Raw genomic sequence first — 13,081 nt, 5'->3', positions numbered from 1 at the left:
CCTATGCGCTGGAGCCGTTACTACATCCCCACCCTGAAGGAAGCCCCCGCCGACGCCGAAGTGGTCAGCCACAAGCTGCTGGTGCGCGCGGGCATGATCCGCAAGCTCACCAGCGGCATCTACACCTGGCTGCCGCTGGGCCTTCGCACCCTGGACAAGGCGAAAGACATTGTCCGCCGCGAAATGAACGCCGCAGGCGCCATTGAAGTGCTGCTGCCCATGGTACAGCCCGCAGAGCTGTGGGAGGAATCCGGCCGCTGGAAGAAATACGGCAAGGAACTTCTGCGCTTCAAGGACAGGCATGAACGCGACTACTGCCTCGGCCCCACCCATGAGGAAGTCATGACCGACCTTCTGCGCGGCGAAGTGAAATCCTACCGCCAGCTGCCCCTGAACCTGTATCAGATACAGACCAAGTTCCGCGACGAAGTGCGCCCGCGCTTCGGCCTCATGCGCGGCCGCGAATTCCTCATGAAGGACGCCTATTCCTTCGACGTGAACGACGAAGGGGCCAACAAGAGCTACGCCTCCATGAAGGACGCCTATCACAAGATCTTCAGCAGCATGGGGCTGGATTTCCGACCGGTGGAAGCCGATTCCGGCGCTATAGGCGGCAACTTCTCCCATGAGTTCATGGTACTTGCCGACACCGGTGAAGATTCCATCACCGCCTGCACCAACTGGCCGGAATGTACCTGGGCAGCCAACGTGGAACGCGCCCCCATCAACACCGTCTTCACGCAGGATGAAACGCCCTGCCCCGCCATGGAAGAGGTGGACACCCCCGCCCAGCACACCATTGAAGAGCTGTGCGCCTTCCTCGGCATCGGCGCCGACAAGCTCATCAAGACGCTCCTTTTCATGGCCGACGGAAAGCCCGTGGCCGTGCTTCTGCGCGGCGACCGCGAGCTCAACGAAATCAAGCTCGCCCACCTCATCGACGCCGACGACATACAGTTCGCCACGCCCGAACAGGTGAAGGAAATGACCGGCGCGCCCGTGGGCTTTGCCGGTCCCGCAGGCCTCAAGGGCGTGGAAAAAATCTATGCCGACAAGGAACTCATGGCCGCCAACGACTGGATAGCCGGGGCCAACAAGGCCGACACCCATGTGCGGCATGTGAGCCTTATACGCGACGTGACTCTGCCCATCGAATGGGCGGATCTTCGTAACGCCGTGGCCGGAGACCCCTGCCCCGCCTGCGGTCGCCCGCTGGAAATCAAGCGCGGCATCGAAGTCGGGCACATCTTCAAGCTCGGCACCAAGTACAGCGAAGCGATGCACGCCGTGTTCCTCGATGAAAACGGCAAGGAAAAACTCATGATCATGGGTTGCTACGGCATCGGCGTTTCCCGCGTGGTGGCCGCCTGCATCGAACAGAACTTCGATGAGCACGGCATCATGTTCCCGCCGCAGCTCGCGCCCTTCGACGCCCACATCGTCTGCCTCGACCCGAAGAACGCCGACGTGGCCGGAAAGTGCGACGCCATCGACGCCTTCCTCTCCGGCATGGGCATGGAAACCCTGTACGACGACCGTGAGGAGCGCCCCGGCGTGAAGTTCAAGGATGCCGACCTCATCGGCCTGCCCGTGCAGGTGACGGTGGGCGGCAAGGGCCTGGCCCAGGGCGTGGTGGAAGTGAAGAACCGCCGCACCGGCGAAAAGTCCACCCTGCCTGCGGACTCCTTTGAAGAGGCCTTCCCGGCCTGGTATCAGTCCGTGCTGGACAGCTGGAAGCGATGACTCTCCTTCCCGGACGGGCCTTCCCGTTCCGGGAAACGCGCCTTTCGGCGGCAGGGAGCGCCCTGTCGCCGGGCGCTTTTTCAAAAAGCTCCGCCCCGCGCCCTGCGGTGAAAACGCGCCTTACGCAGGTTGCGCGCCGCGTGCGGGGCCGCCGGAGCTTTTCCTTTTTAAACCTCGGCCCGTCCCCCGGGCGAAGACGGTTAACCTGCGCCGCTTTCACGGCGAAACTCCCCGGGCTTCAGGGAGCGGAGACAAACGGCATGAGCGCCATTCTCAGCGTACGACAAGTCACGGAACAGGTACGGCAGGCGGTGGAAGGCCGCTTTCCGTATGTGTGGGTGAGGGGCGAGGTGACCAACCTCTCGCGGCCTTCGTCCGGGCACGTCTACTTTTCCCTGAAGGAAGGCGACTATCTGCTCAACTGCGTGTGGTTCCGGGGACAGCAGCGGGATGAGGCCTTCGACCCGCTCACCGGCGAAGTATGGGAGGACGGCCCGCGCCCCTGCCTCGCCCGAAGCATGGAAAACGGGCAGACCATAGTCTGCGCCGGGCGTCTCACAGTGTACGGCGCGCGCGGCCAGTACCAGATGATCGTCGACCTCGGGCAGGCGGAAGGGCTCGGGCTGTGGCATCAGGAATTTGAAGCCCTCAAGCGCAGGCTTGCCGCCGAAGGCCTGTTCGACCAGGAAAGAAAGCGCCCCATTCCACAGGAACCGCGCCGCGTGCTCGTTATTACCGCACCAGGAGGGGCCGCCATACGCGATTTCATCCGCATAAGCTCCACGCGCGGCCTCGGCGCGGAAATACGCATCCTGCCCGTGCCCGTGCAGGGCGAAGAAGCCCCGCCCTGCATCGTGGAGGCGCTGGAAAAAGCCGGAAAGGAAGCCTGGGCCGAGGTTGTGGCGCTCATCCGGGGCGGCGGCTCCGTGCAGGACTTATGGGCCTTCAATGATGAACGCGTGGCAAGGGCCGTGTATCGCTGCCCCATCCCCGTGCTTGCGGGCATAGGGCATGAAATCGACCACAGCATCACCGACTTCACGGCCGATTTTTCCGCCGCCACGCCCAGCCATGCGGCCCAGCTCCTCTGGCAGGAACGCCATGTTTTCGCCCAGCATGTGGACGGACTGGAAACGGCTCTTCAACAGGCCTTTTCCCGCAGGATCGGCATGCTTGCTCTGCGCCTTGACCATGCTTCCCGCGCGCTCCGCCTCCTCTCCCCTCAGGAGCGCCTGCGCCGCCAAGAAGAAAGTCTGCAAAACGTCACACGCCGTATGGGGGCAGCGGTCAAAGCAGTCCTGACGCGCAAAACCGCTCTGGCAGACGGCCTCGCCCTCCGAATTGCAGGCGCGGGAGAAGCACGGCTTCAGCGGGCGGAAAGAGAAACCGAACGCGCAGAGGAAAAACTTGCGCCCCTTCGCCGTACCCTGACACTTGCCGAGGAGCAGGCCCTTTCCCATCTGGAGCTCCGCCTGCAGGCCCTCGACCCCTTCGAGCCTCTCCGGCGCGGTTATGCCGTGGCCTGCGATGAAAAAGGCTCCATCATGCGCTCCACGGCCCAGACCGCACCCGGACGCGGCATTACCGTTCTTCTGGCCGACGGCCGCATCCTCGGCACCGTGACCGGCGTGGAACGTACGGCCGCGGAAGGCGGCAATTCCGACAACGCCGCAAGGTAACAAGGCCTTTCCCGCCCTTCCCCTTTTCAGGCAACACAGGAAACGATATGAAACGCCTCCTTTTTCTTCTCCTGGCCGTCCTCCTCATCCCCACCCTTGCCCGGGCCGCCACCTTTTCTGTGCCCGTGAAGGTAAGCCAGGGGCACGCCTTTCCCGTATCCGTCACGCACGACGCCCCCTTTGAGGCTTCCTTTCTCTGGAGGGGAGAAAAGCTCCTTGTCCGCGCTGAAGTCTCGGAAGGGGAGCCTTCCCTGTGGAAGGCCGAAGCCCTTCTCGCCATGCCCCTCGACGCCGGGGGGAAACACCGCGTCGTTCTCGAAGCAGGCGGAGAAAAAAAGGCTTTTCTCATTCAGGCCGCTCCCGTGGCGTGGCCGCAAAGCATCCTGAAAGTGGCCCCGAAATACGTCGCGCCCCCCCGCGAAGTACAGGAACAGATAGCCCGTGATGCAGCGCGCAGCAAAAAGGCCCTGGCCTCCCGCACGGAAAGGCAATGGACGCTGCCTCTGCACCGTCCCGTGCCCGGAGGCGTCACCAGCCCCTTCGGCGGGCGGAGGGTATTCAACGGCCAGCCCCGCGCCCCGCACAAGGGCACGGACATGCGAAGCCCCGAGGGCGCAAACGTGAAGGCCGCGGCGGACGGCGTGGTTCTGCTCGCGGAAAAGCAGTATTTCGGCGGCAACAGCGTCTACATCGACCATGGTCAGGGTGTGGTCAGCACCTACGCCCACCTTTCCTCCTTTGACGTGAAGGCGGGAGAGAGGGTAAGAAAAGGGCAGGTCATAGGCCGCTCCGGTTCCACAGGCCGGGTCACGGGCCCGCATCTGCACTTCGGCCTGCTGGTGCAGGGTGTGGCCGTGGATGCCATGCCTCTTCTTCAAGATCCGCCGCAGCTCGTGGGCGGCCCTTCCCGCAGCATTTTCGATAACCAGCCCAAAGCCGCCAAGACCCGGAGCTCCCGATGAAAAAGAAAGAACCCACCTTTGAGGAACGCCTTGCCCGGCTTCAGGCCATAGTGACGACGCTGGAGGAAGGAGAAAGCCCTCTGGAAGAAAGCGTAGCCCTGTACAAGGAGGGGCTGGCCCATGCTGCCGCCTGCCGCAGGCAGCTGGAAAAGGCCCGTCACGACATACGGCTCTGCACCGAAGAAGGCACGGAGCCTTTTGAGCAGCCCACGGGGGAAGAAGCGTAACGCAATACCCCTCTGACTCCGCTTCACAGGCAAGACACTCTCAGGAAAAACGTATCGTTCAAGCTTCACCGGCTTGCGCACAGAAGCCTTCTTGCGTATCTTTTCCAAGGATGCGTATAAAAAAAGAACCGCAATTCACCGACAACGCCGTGCGCTGTCTCCGCACGAGCCTTCCGGCTTCTCCATCCTCCCCCAGGGGGAGGCATCCCAGGGGGATATATGCCCGCAGACCTTCGCAGCCGAGTAGAACAATACCTTTCCTCCGCCTTCCTTGCCGAAGATATTCCGCATCGCCTCTCCGAGGCCATGCGCTACAGCCTGCTGGCCGGGGGCAAACGTCTGCGCCCCGTGCTCTGCCTTTCCGTAGCACGGGCATGTGCAGGCCCCCGGGCCGAAGAGCTCACAAGCGCAATCCTGCCTTTTGCCGCCGGCCTGGAGATGATCCATACCTATTCGCTCATCCACGACGACCTGCCCGCCATGGACGACGACGATCTGCGCCGCGGTTGCCCCACCTGCCACAAGGCTTTCGATGAAGCTACCGCAATCCTCGCGGGCGACGCTCTGCTCACCAACGCCTTCAGCCACATGGCGCAGGCTTCCGTCCCGGCATCCCTTCTTCTGGAAGCCATGCGTCTCACGGCGGACGCCGCCGGGGCCGCGGGCATGGCGGGAGGGCAGATGCTGGATCTTCTCGGGGAGGGAAAACACCTTTCCTTGGAAGAACTGCGAGTGCTCAACGAAAAAAAAACCGGCGCGCTTTTGTTCAATGCCTGCGAATGCGGCGCCCTGCTTGCCGGGGCCGACCCGGAAAAGCGGGAGGCCGCGCGCCGTTACGGCAGCGAACTGGGCATTGCGTTTCAGATAACCGATGATATACTCGATGTTGTGGGAGACGAAGCCACGGTAGGCAAGGAAGTGCGGCACGATGAAAAAAGCGCCAAGGCCACCTGGCCCGCCCTCCTCGGACTGGAAAACGCGAGAGAAAGGGCGAAACAGCACTGCGCCGCCGCAGAAGCGGCCATAACGGGCGTCTTTTCCGGGCCCGATGCCGACTTCCTCCGCGACATTTCAAGAAAGCTTGTCAACCGTACCCATTAGTCCGCCAAGAGTTCCCATGAACGATACGCCCCTGCTCTCCAGCCTGCACCTTCCCGAGGATATTCCCGGGCTCTCCCTTTCGCTCAAGCTGGCGCTGGCGCAGGAACTGCGCGACACCATCATCCGCGTAGTCACCCAAAACGGCGGACATCTGGCCCCTTCCCTCGGGGTGGTGGAACTGACCATAGCCCTGCTCTCCTGCTTCGACGCCTCCCGCGACCCCATTGTGTGGGATGTGGGGCATCAGAGCTACCCGTGGAAGCTGCTCACCGGCCGCGCGGAGCGCTTCGACACCCTGCGCCGCTACGGCGGCATTTCCGGTTTTCCCAACCGGCAGGAAAGCCCTTACGACTATTTCGGCGTGGGCCACGCCTCCACCTCCATTTCCGCAGCCCTCGGCATGGCCACGGCGCGGGATCTCAGGGGAGGGAAGGAACATGTGGTGGCCGTCATAGGCGACGGCGCGCTCTCGGGAGGCATGGCTCTGGAAGCCCTGAATCAGGCGGGCGGCATGGGCAAGAGGCTCATCGTCATCCTGAACGACAACAAAATGTCCATTTCCGAAAATACCGGCGCCCTTTCCCGTTTTCTCAGCCGCAACCTTTCCCACAGCACGGTGATGCACATCAAGCAGCATGTGGCGCGCGTGCTCTCCCGCCTGCCCAAGGGCGAAAGCATCGTGGATATCATCAAAAAGGGCGAGCTCAGCTTCAAGTCCTTCTTCACTCCGGGAGTACTGTTCGAGGCCTTCCAGTTCAACTACATAGGCCCCATCAACGGGCACGATATCCTTCAGCTGGAAAAGCATCTTCAGGCGGCCAAGGAGCTGGACATGCCCGTACTTCTGCACATTCGCACGCGCAAGGGCAAGGGTTATTCCCCGGCGGAACACGACCCCGCCCACTTCCACGGTATTTCCGCCTCCGTGCCCGATGAGATAGGGACTCCCCCGCAGCCCAGCGGCTGGAAGCCCTCCGGCCCCGGCTTCAGCCAGGCTTTCGGCGACGCCCTCTGCCGCCTCGCGGCAAAAGATCCCCATCTTTTCGCCATCACCGCCGCCATGCCCGACGGAACGGGCCTTCAAGGATTTCATGAGCGATTCCCGGAGCGCTTTGCGGATGTAGGGATATGCGAGGAGCACGCCGTCACCTTTGCCGCAGGCCTCGCCTCTCGGGGCTTTCACCCCGTAGTGGCCATTTACTCCACCTTCATGCAGCGCGCCTACGACCAGATCATACACGACGTCTGCCTGCAGAATCTGCCCGTGACTCTCTGCCTGGACAGGGCCGGCCTCGTGGGAGAAGACGGCCCTACCCATCACGGGGCCTTCGACCTTTCGTGGCTGCGCAGCGTGCCCAATCTTTCCCTTGCCGCCCCGCGCGATGAAAATTCCCTGAGCGGGGCCCTCGCTCTCGCCGTATCCATGCAAAGCCCCGTGGCCCTCCGTTACCCGCGAGGCTCGGGAAGAAAGCTCGACCCCTCGCGCTACGCCCTGGCAGACAGGCTGGAGCAGACCGGTCCGGGCTATCCCCCGCCCGGCAGAGGGGAGCTTCTTCTGCGCGGCAATACGCGTGTGTGCATCATCGCCGCAGGACAGAGGGCCGTCCCCTGTGCGGAGGCCGCCCTGCTTGCGGCGGAAAAGACCGGCAACCTGGCCTCCGTGTTCGACGCATGCTGGGTCAAGCCTCTGCCGGAAGAACAGATTCTCGCTCTGGCCGGGGAAAACGACGCCCTGCTCCTTGTGGAGGAAAACAGTCTTCTGGGCGGTTTTTCCTCCGCCGTGCTGGAGCTCCTGGCCGATCACGACGCACTCGGCAAACTCAAAATACGCCGCCTGGGCCTGCCGGACCGTTTCCTCCCCCACGGCCCGCTGCGCCGCCTGCGCGCCGACGTGGGCCTCAATGTGCAGGGTATACTCGCGGCTCTGGAAGAACTTCTTCTCCCCCTCTCTTGAGCCGGCACGATGAAAAAACGCAAAAAAATCTTCTCACGCAAAAGCAGGAAACCTGGACTTTACAGCCTGGAGCTTGCCATATTATGTGCGCTCCTCATGGCGGCCGCCTATGTGGGGAACATGAACCGGCCCGCCCCCGCCGGCCAGGCGCCCGTCGCGCAACGCAAGGAAGCCCCTGTAAAGACCTCTCCTTCCGCTCAGGGGAAGGAAACGAAACAACGCGCTGAAGATACCTCCCGGGCATCCTCCGTGGCCGACGGGAAAACCTATCGCCTCTCCCGCGCATCCGACGGCGACAGTTTCGAGCTCAAAGACGAAAACAACCGCAAAGTCCGCGTGCGCCTCTACGGCATAGACGCGCCGGAAAGCAATCAGCGCTTCGGCAGAGAATCCCGCGAGCATCTTCAGAGCCTCATGAAGGGCAGGAATCTGCGCCTGAAGACCATGTATCTGGACAATTATCAGCGCTCCGTGGCGGTTGTCTACCTCAGCGACAAAGACGGCATCGATGAGCTTTCCATCAATCAGCGCCAGGTGCAGGCAGGCATGGCGTGGGTATACGATTATTTCTGCACCAGCGATTTCTGCAATACCTGGAAACTGGAAGAAGCCATGGCACAGAAGCAGAAGATAGGCCTGTGGAAAGACCCTTCCCCCACGCCTCCCTGGCAATGGCGGCGTTCCCACCCCAGACGCTGAGAATCGCAGCCATTTAAAAAGAAGGTAGGGCAAATCCGTATCCGGGACCGCAGGTCCCTCCCTTTGACCTTTTTGGACAAGAAGAAAGAAGGCAAAGAGCGCTTGACGCCTCTTGCACTTCCCGTCTATCCTTTCCGCATTTCCCACGATTACGCCTTGTTCGCCGCTTCCGGCGCGGGGCGGCACAACCCTCTTTCTCTCGAGGCGACCGTGAACCATATTGTCATTTCTGTCATCGGGCGCGACTGTCCGGGCGTGGTCTACGCTATCTCCAGCGCCCTGTCCAAGGAAAAATGCAACATCGAAGAACTGAGCCAGACCATCCTGAAAGGCCAGTTTGCCTCCATCTTCATCGTCTCCGCCCCTGAAGGCGTGAATGAAGAAGACATACAGCGCGTGGTGAGCCTCAACCTTGAATCCCGCAACATGGATCTCACCGTTTCCGCACGCACCTTTGAAACGGATACATTCTCAAGCTCGGAGGAAACGGAACCCTTCGTAGTCACGGTGAACGGCTCCGACCAACCGGAAATCATCGCCATGATTTCCGGCATATTCGCAGAACAGAAAGTGAACATTGAAAACCTCAAGGCTATCAGCGTAAGCGAAGACAGCGACGAATGTGTGCTTGTCTTTGAAGTGGCGCTTCCCCTCTCCATCAATCGCAACGCGTTCCGCCAGATGCTCCAGGCCAAGGCCCGCAACGCAGGGCTGTCCATCAGCATCCAGCATCAGGACATTTTTGAAGCCATACACCGCGTACCCATCGTCTAACCCGCATCACAGGTCTGCCCATGCTTACTGAACGCGAAGTGCTCAGCACTATCAATATGCTCCGCAACGAACATCTCGATGTTCGTACCGTCACCCTCGGCATCAGCCTTTTCGACTGCGTCAGCCACGATTTTGATGTATTTTCCTACAAAGTGCGCGCCAAGATCGCCAAATACGCCGCCCGCCTGGTGGAAACCTGCAACGAAGTGGGAGCGCGCTACGGCATCCCCGTGGTGAACAAGCGCATCAGCATCAGCCCCATGGCCGTGGTGGGCGCGGGCTTCAATGCCGAACAGATGGTGCGCGCCTGCCAGATGCTCGACGAAGCGGCCAAGGAAGCCGGCGTGGACTTTCTCGGCGGTTTCGGCGCGCTGGTGGAAAAGGGCATGACTCCTGGCGACCGCGCCCTCATCGACGCCCTGCCCGAAGCCCTCGCCACCACCGACCGCGTATGCTCCTCCATCAACGTGGCCTCCTCCAAGGCGGGCATCAACATGGACGCCGTGGCCCTCATGGGCCGCCAGATCCTCAAAGTGGCCGACGCCACGAAGGAACGCGACGGCATAGGCTGCGCAAAACTCGTGGTATTCGCCAACATCCCGCAGGACGTGCCCTTCATGGCCGGGGCCTACCTCGGCATAGGCGAACCGGACGTAGTCATCAACGTGGGCGTTTCCGGCCCCGGCGTGGTGAAAAAGGCCATTGACCGCGCCAAGGACACGCACGAACACCTCACCCTGAGCGACGTGGCCGAAGTCATCAAGTCCACGGCCTACAAGGTGACCCGCGTGGGCGAACTCATCGGCAAGGAAGTGGCGGACCGCCTGAACCTGCCCTTCGGCGTGGCCGACCTTTCCCTCGCCCCCACCCCCGCCGTGGGCGATTCCGTCGGCGAAATCTTCCAGAGCGTGGGCCTTTCCTCCATCGGTGCGCCCGGCTCCACCGCCGTCCTCGCCATGCTCAACGACGCGGTGAAAAAGGGCGGCGTGTTCGCCTCCTCCCATGTGGGCGGCCTCTCCGGGGCCTTCATCCCCGTCTCCGAAGACTCCAGCATCGAAGCCGCCGCCAACTCCGGCGCGCTGACCATGGAAAAGCTGGAAGCCATGACCAGCGTCTGTTCCGTGGGCCTCGACATGATCGCCATTCCCGGCGACACTCCGGCCACCACCATTTCCGGCCTCATCGCCGATGAAATGGCCATAGGCATGATCAACACCAAGACCACGGCCGTGCGCGTCATCCCCGTGCCCGGCAAGGACGTGGGCGAAACCGCCATTTTCGGAGGCCTTCTCGGCCAGGCCAAGATCATCCCCCTGAACAAGGGCGACGCCTCGGCCTTCATCAACCTGGGCGGCCGTATCCCCGCGCCCATCCACAGCCTGAAGAACTAGGCCGCGTGTTGCGGCGTCAGCTCCGAGACAAAGGGAGAGCCCCGTACGGGGCTCTCCCTTTTATTGCCGTCTGTGCGGCCGACCGCTTTTCCCGTCGGAAATCAAACATCCTTTCTCAGATTTTTTCCCGCAGATACGTCCTCAGTTCAAAAACATAGCAAAGGCAGCCGAGCAGGGCAAAAACCTGGAGGGCGGCCATGGCGTAAAGAAGGCCCTGCCCTCCGCCGCCCAGCGCATCGGAAAGGAAGCCGGTGAGAAGCGGCCCCCATGCGCCGCCGAAAAGGAACATCATGGTGCCGAGCAGCCCCGTGATGCCGCCGCGGTACCTGTCTTCCACCACATCCTGCACTATGCTGAAATAGATGGGAATAGGCATCATGAGGATGATACTGTCCACCATGCCCAAAGCACAGAGAGCCGGAAGGGGCAATCTGCCCACAGCATAGTAAAACACAAGATTTACGCATAAAATCAGCAACATGCATGCAGCCCCCGCCCTGACCCTGCCATTCGGGGAACGCCTGCTCCAGAAATCGGCGAACATCCCCCCGAGGAAGGGGCCGCAGGCGCCTGCCAGCAGGAAGCAGGCGCTCAGAAGAGCCGCCATTGCAGGTTCCACCTCATAGGTACGCATAAGGAGCACCGGCAGCCAGGACTGCCAGGTATATTTAAGGACGCAGAAAAATCCGCCCGCACACGCAGTCATGATCAGCGTGCGACGCCGCAGAAGGACGGGTATCCCCTCAAAGTAGTTCTTCCCGGCAGGGGCCTGTGCGTCCGGCAGGCGGAGCACCACAAAAGCAAGCACAAGGGCCGGAAGGATGAAAAGAAAGAAGCTGCATCTCCAGTTGCCCGTGAGTGAAAGCACCGCGCCCCCGAGCAGCGTTCCCAGGGCCATGCCCAGAGGCGCGCCCATTTGAAAGATGCCGAGTACCTTGGAGCGCCGTTCTGCGGGATAATGCTGCGAAAGCCAGGCCGTCCCGCCGGAACCTGTACTGCCTTCGTTGACGCTGGCAAGAATACGGGCAAGACAAAGACAGAGAAAGCTTCCGGCAAGGGCCGTTCCCGCCATGGCCATGCTCCACAGCACGGCGCACAGGGCGATGAATTTCTTTCTCTTCCACACGTCATTGAAAACCGCGCCCGGAAAAACAACAAAAATGAGGGTAATGAGCAGGACGGAGTGGAGAAGCCCGAGCTGTGCGTCGGAAAACCCCATGTCCGTCTTCATGGCTTCCCCGACAACGGCAAGCACGGAACGATCCATAAAATTCAGGCTGTACAATGCCAGCAATGACGGGAGTATCCATCGGGAAGAAAAAGTTCTCATGGGCGTATCCTGTAGTATGGGCAAAAAGCCGTCCCGCGAAGCGCGGAGCTTTCTGCCGCGTCTGTTTTTCTGCAAGAAGAGAAAGCAATGCTTCATGGTAAGTTCACTCTGCCTGCAACGCTGCAAGCCGGGGAGGAGGAAGCTCCTCCGCCCGCCATCCGGGGGAGACAGAGCGTGATCGAGATATTTTCCTGAAAACCTGTATCCAGCGTCCGTAAGGCTTGGCAGGGCCCGGCACATTCGTGCTGCCCGCAAGGCCATGACCATTTTCCCCCCCCCCGACCGATGCAGAAATCATGCTTCTGGAGAGACTGCAAAAGCTCGAAATACACGCTTCGCAAAGGGGAATATGCCGCTCCGGCGGCATCCGTGACGGAATGACGGAACCATTCGACTATGCTGCATGATTACCGCCGAATGTTCATGAAGGGCAAAGCAATTATTTTTATAGCAACATCAGTTCCTTCGATTGCATAACGAACCCGACCTTGCGCTCCTTGAAAAAATCAATATAATACATTGAATTAATAAAATATAAAAAAGGAACAGAAGCATGATACCGGAAATCACCGGAGATTTTCTGCAGCAGCTGCGTGGCTTCTACCATGTCGCCACCTGCGGCAGCGTTTCCGAGGCCGCAAGCCGGATGAACCGCACGCAAAGCGCCGTGACCTACCAGATACAGCTTCTGGAAAAAGAACTGGGGCTCGTCCTTTTCCTGCGGATGAAGCACTCCATGGTGCTCACCGAGGAAGGAAAGCACCTTCTTACATGGACCTTGCGGATATTCGATACCATTTCCGGCATGCAGGAAGCCTTGCAGGAGAAAAAACAGCCCGGAAGCCTGCACATTGCCGGAGGCAGGCCCATGTTCCACTCTGAAGAGTTTGCCCGGACATTTCTGGAGTTTCACCGGGACTGGCCGAATGTTCATGTTTCGCTGAACAGCAGCCACCCGGCGCTTCTGCATTCCGGCATAAAGAACGGACAGAACGACTTCGGTCTCATAGGCATGGCCAACCGTTTCGATGATCTCGACTTCATCCCTCTTTTTCGCGCCCCCTTTCTGCTCGCCGTAGGCAGAGACCACCTTGACGACATTCCCGCTTCCGTCACTGCCGATACGCTGAAAACACTTCCCTATATTTCCTTTTCCGTAAATCTGCGGGAGCAACATTCACAATATCATTTTCTCCCCGTGAACATTCAGGAATACATGAA

At 60.8% G+C, this 13,081-nt stretch carries 11 protein-coding genes; 10 read left to right on the top strand and 1 reads right to left on the bottom strand.

The window, feature by feature from the left end:
- Positions 1-3 precede the first annotated feature (3 nt).
- The 9 genes from K8W16_RS05005 (at position 4) to K8W16_RS04965 (ending at position 10,530) form a co-directional block, all read left to right on the top strand.
- Positions 4-1,743: a proline--tRNA ligase gene (locus tag K8W16_RS05005; protein WP_304121690.1), complete on the top strand. Its 1,740-nt coding sequence runs from the start codon at positions 4-6 to the stop codon at positions 1,741-1,743.
- Positions 1,744-2,003: 260 nt separating this feature from the next.
- A complete protein-coding gene (gene xseA / locus K8W16_RS05000) occupies positions 2,004-3,422 on the top strand; it encodes an exodeoxyribonuclease VII large subunit (protein WP_304121688.1) in 1,419 nt (472 codons plus the stop codon).
- Positions 3,423-3,469: 47 nt separating this feature from the next.
- Positions 3,470-4,384 (top strand): M23 family metallopeptidase, encoded by a 915-nt coding sequence (locus tag K8W16_RS04995; protein WP_304121685.1) that lies wholly within the window; start codon positions 3,470-3,472, stop codon positions 4,382-4,384.
- Positions 4,381-4,611, top strand: a complete 231-nt coding sequence (gene xseB, locus K8W16_RS04990; RefSeq protein WP_304121682.1) for an exodeoxyribonuclease VII small subunit — start codon at positions 4,381-4,383, stop codon at positions 4,609-4,611. The genes K8W16_RS04995 and xseB overlap by 4 nt, the downstream gene beginning before the upstream one ends.
- A gap of 219 nt (positions 4,612-4,830) precedes the next feature.
- Positions 4,831-5,712 carry a polyprenyl synthetase family protein gene (locus tag K8W16_RS04985; RefSeq protein ID WP_304121679.1) on the top strand — a complete coding sequence of 294 codons (882 nt, stop codon included), beginning with the start codon at positions 4,831-4,833 and terminating at the stop codon, positions 5,710-5,712.
- A 16-nt stretch (positions 5,713-5,728) separates the two neighbouring features.
- Positions 5,729-7,666: a 1-deoxy-D-xylulose-5-phosphate synthase gene (gene dxs / locus K8W16_RS04980; RefSeq protein WP_304121676.1), complete on the top strand. Its 1,938-nt coding sequence runs from the start codon at positions 5,729-5,731 to the stop codon at positions 7,664-7,666.
- A 9-nt stretch (positions 7,667-7,675) separates the two neighbouring features.
- Positions 7,676-8,365, top strand: coding sequence for a thermonuclease family protein (locus K8W16_RS04975; RefSeq protein ID WP_304121673.1), 690 nt, complete (start codon positions 7,676-7,678; stop codon positions 8,363-8,365).
- A gap of 102 nt (positions 8,366-8,467) precedes the next feature.
- Positions 8,468-9,139 (top strand): glycine cleavage system protein R, encoded by a 672-nt coding sequence (locus K8W16_RS04970; protein ID WP_304121670.1) that lies wholly within the window; start codon positions 8,468-8,470, stop codon positions 9,137-9,139.
- A 20-nt stretch (positions 9,140-9,159) separates the two neighbouring features.
- Positions 9,160-10,530, top strand: a complete 1,371-nt coding sequence (locus tag K8W16_RS04965; RefSeq protein WP_304121667.1) for a PFL family protein — start codon at positions 9,160-9,162, stop codon at positions 10,528-10,530.
- 115 nt (positions 10,531-10,645) lie between these two features.
- On the opposite strand, the gene K8W16_RS04960 is transcribed toward K8W16_RS04965, so the two are convergent.
- Entirely contained in the window at positions 10,646-11,860 is a 1,215-nt protein-coding gene (locus tag K8W16_RS04960) for an MFS transporter (RefSeq protein WP_304121666.1), read from the bottom strand.
- A 553-nt stretch (positions 11,861-12,413) separates the two neighbouring features.
- Between K8W16_RS04960 and K8W16_RS04955 the strand changes: the two genes are divergently transcribed.
- A partial coding sequence (locus tag K8W16_RS04955; RefSeq protein ID WP_304121663.1) for a LysR family transcriptional regulator occupies positions 12,414-13,081 on the top strand: 668 nt, incomplete at its 3' end.

Source organism: Mailhella massiliensis (assembly GCF_020741395.1).
Lineage (GTDB): Bacteria > Desulfobacterota > Desulfovibrionia > Desulfovibrionales > Desulfovibrionaceae > Mailhella > Mailhella massiliensis_A.
This window is presented reverse-complemented; position numbering and strand designations above follow the sequence as displayed.

Bases quoted from the DNA above. Each gene is read 5' to 3' on its own strand.
- xseA (WP_304121688.1), top strand. From the start codon at position 2,004: ATGAGCGCCATTCTCAGCGTACGACAAGTCACGGAACAGGTACGGCAG.
- xseB (WP_304121682.1), top strand. From the start codon at position 4,381: ATGAAAAAGAAAGAACCCACCTTTGAGGAACGCCTTGCCCGGCTTCAG.
- K8W16_RS04965 (WP_304121667.1), top strand. From the start codon at position 9,160: ATGCTTACTGAACGCGAAGTGCTCAGCACTATCAATATGCTCCGCAAC.
- K8W16_RS05005 (WP_304121690.1), top strand. From the start codon at position 4: ATGCGCTGGAGCCGTTACTACATCCCCACCCTGAAGGAAGCCCCCGCC.
- K8W16_RS04985 (WP_304121679.1), top strand. From the start codon at position 4,831: ATGCCCGCAGACCTTCGCAGCCGAGTAGAACAATACCTTTCCTCCGCC.
- K8W16_RS04975 (WP_304121673.1), top strand. From the start codon at position 7,676: ATGAAAAAACGCAAAAAAATCTTCTCACGCAAAAGCAGGAAACCTGGA.
- K8W16_RS04995 (WP_304121685.1), top strand. From the start codon at position 3,470: ATGAAACGCCTCCTTTTTCTTCTCCTGGCCGTCCTCCTCATCCCCACC.
- dxs (WP_304121676.1), top strand. From the start codon at position 5,729: ATGAACGATACGCCCCTGCTCTCCAGCCTGCACCTTCCCGAGGATATT.
- K8W16_RS04960 (WP_304121666.1), bottom strand. From the start codon at position 11,860: ATGAGAACTTTTTCTTCCCGATGGATACTCCCGTCATTGCTGGCATTG.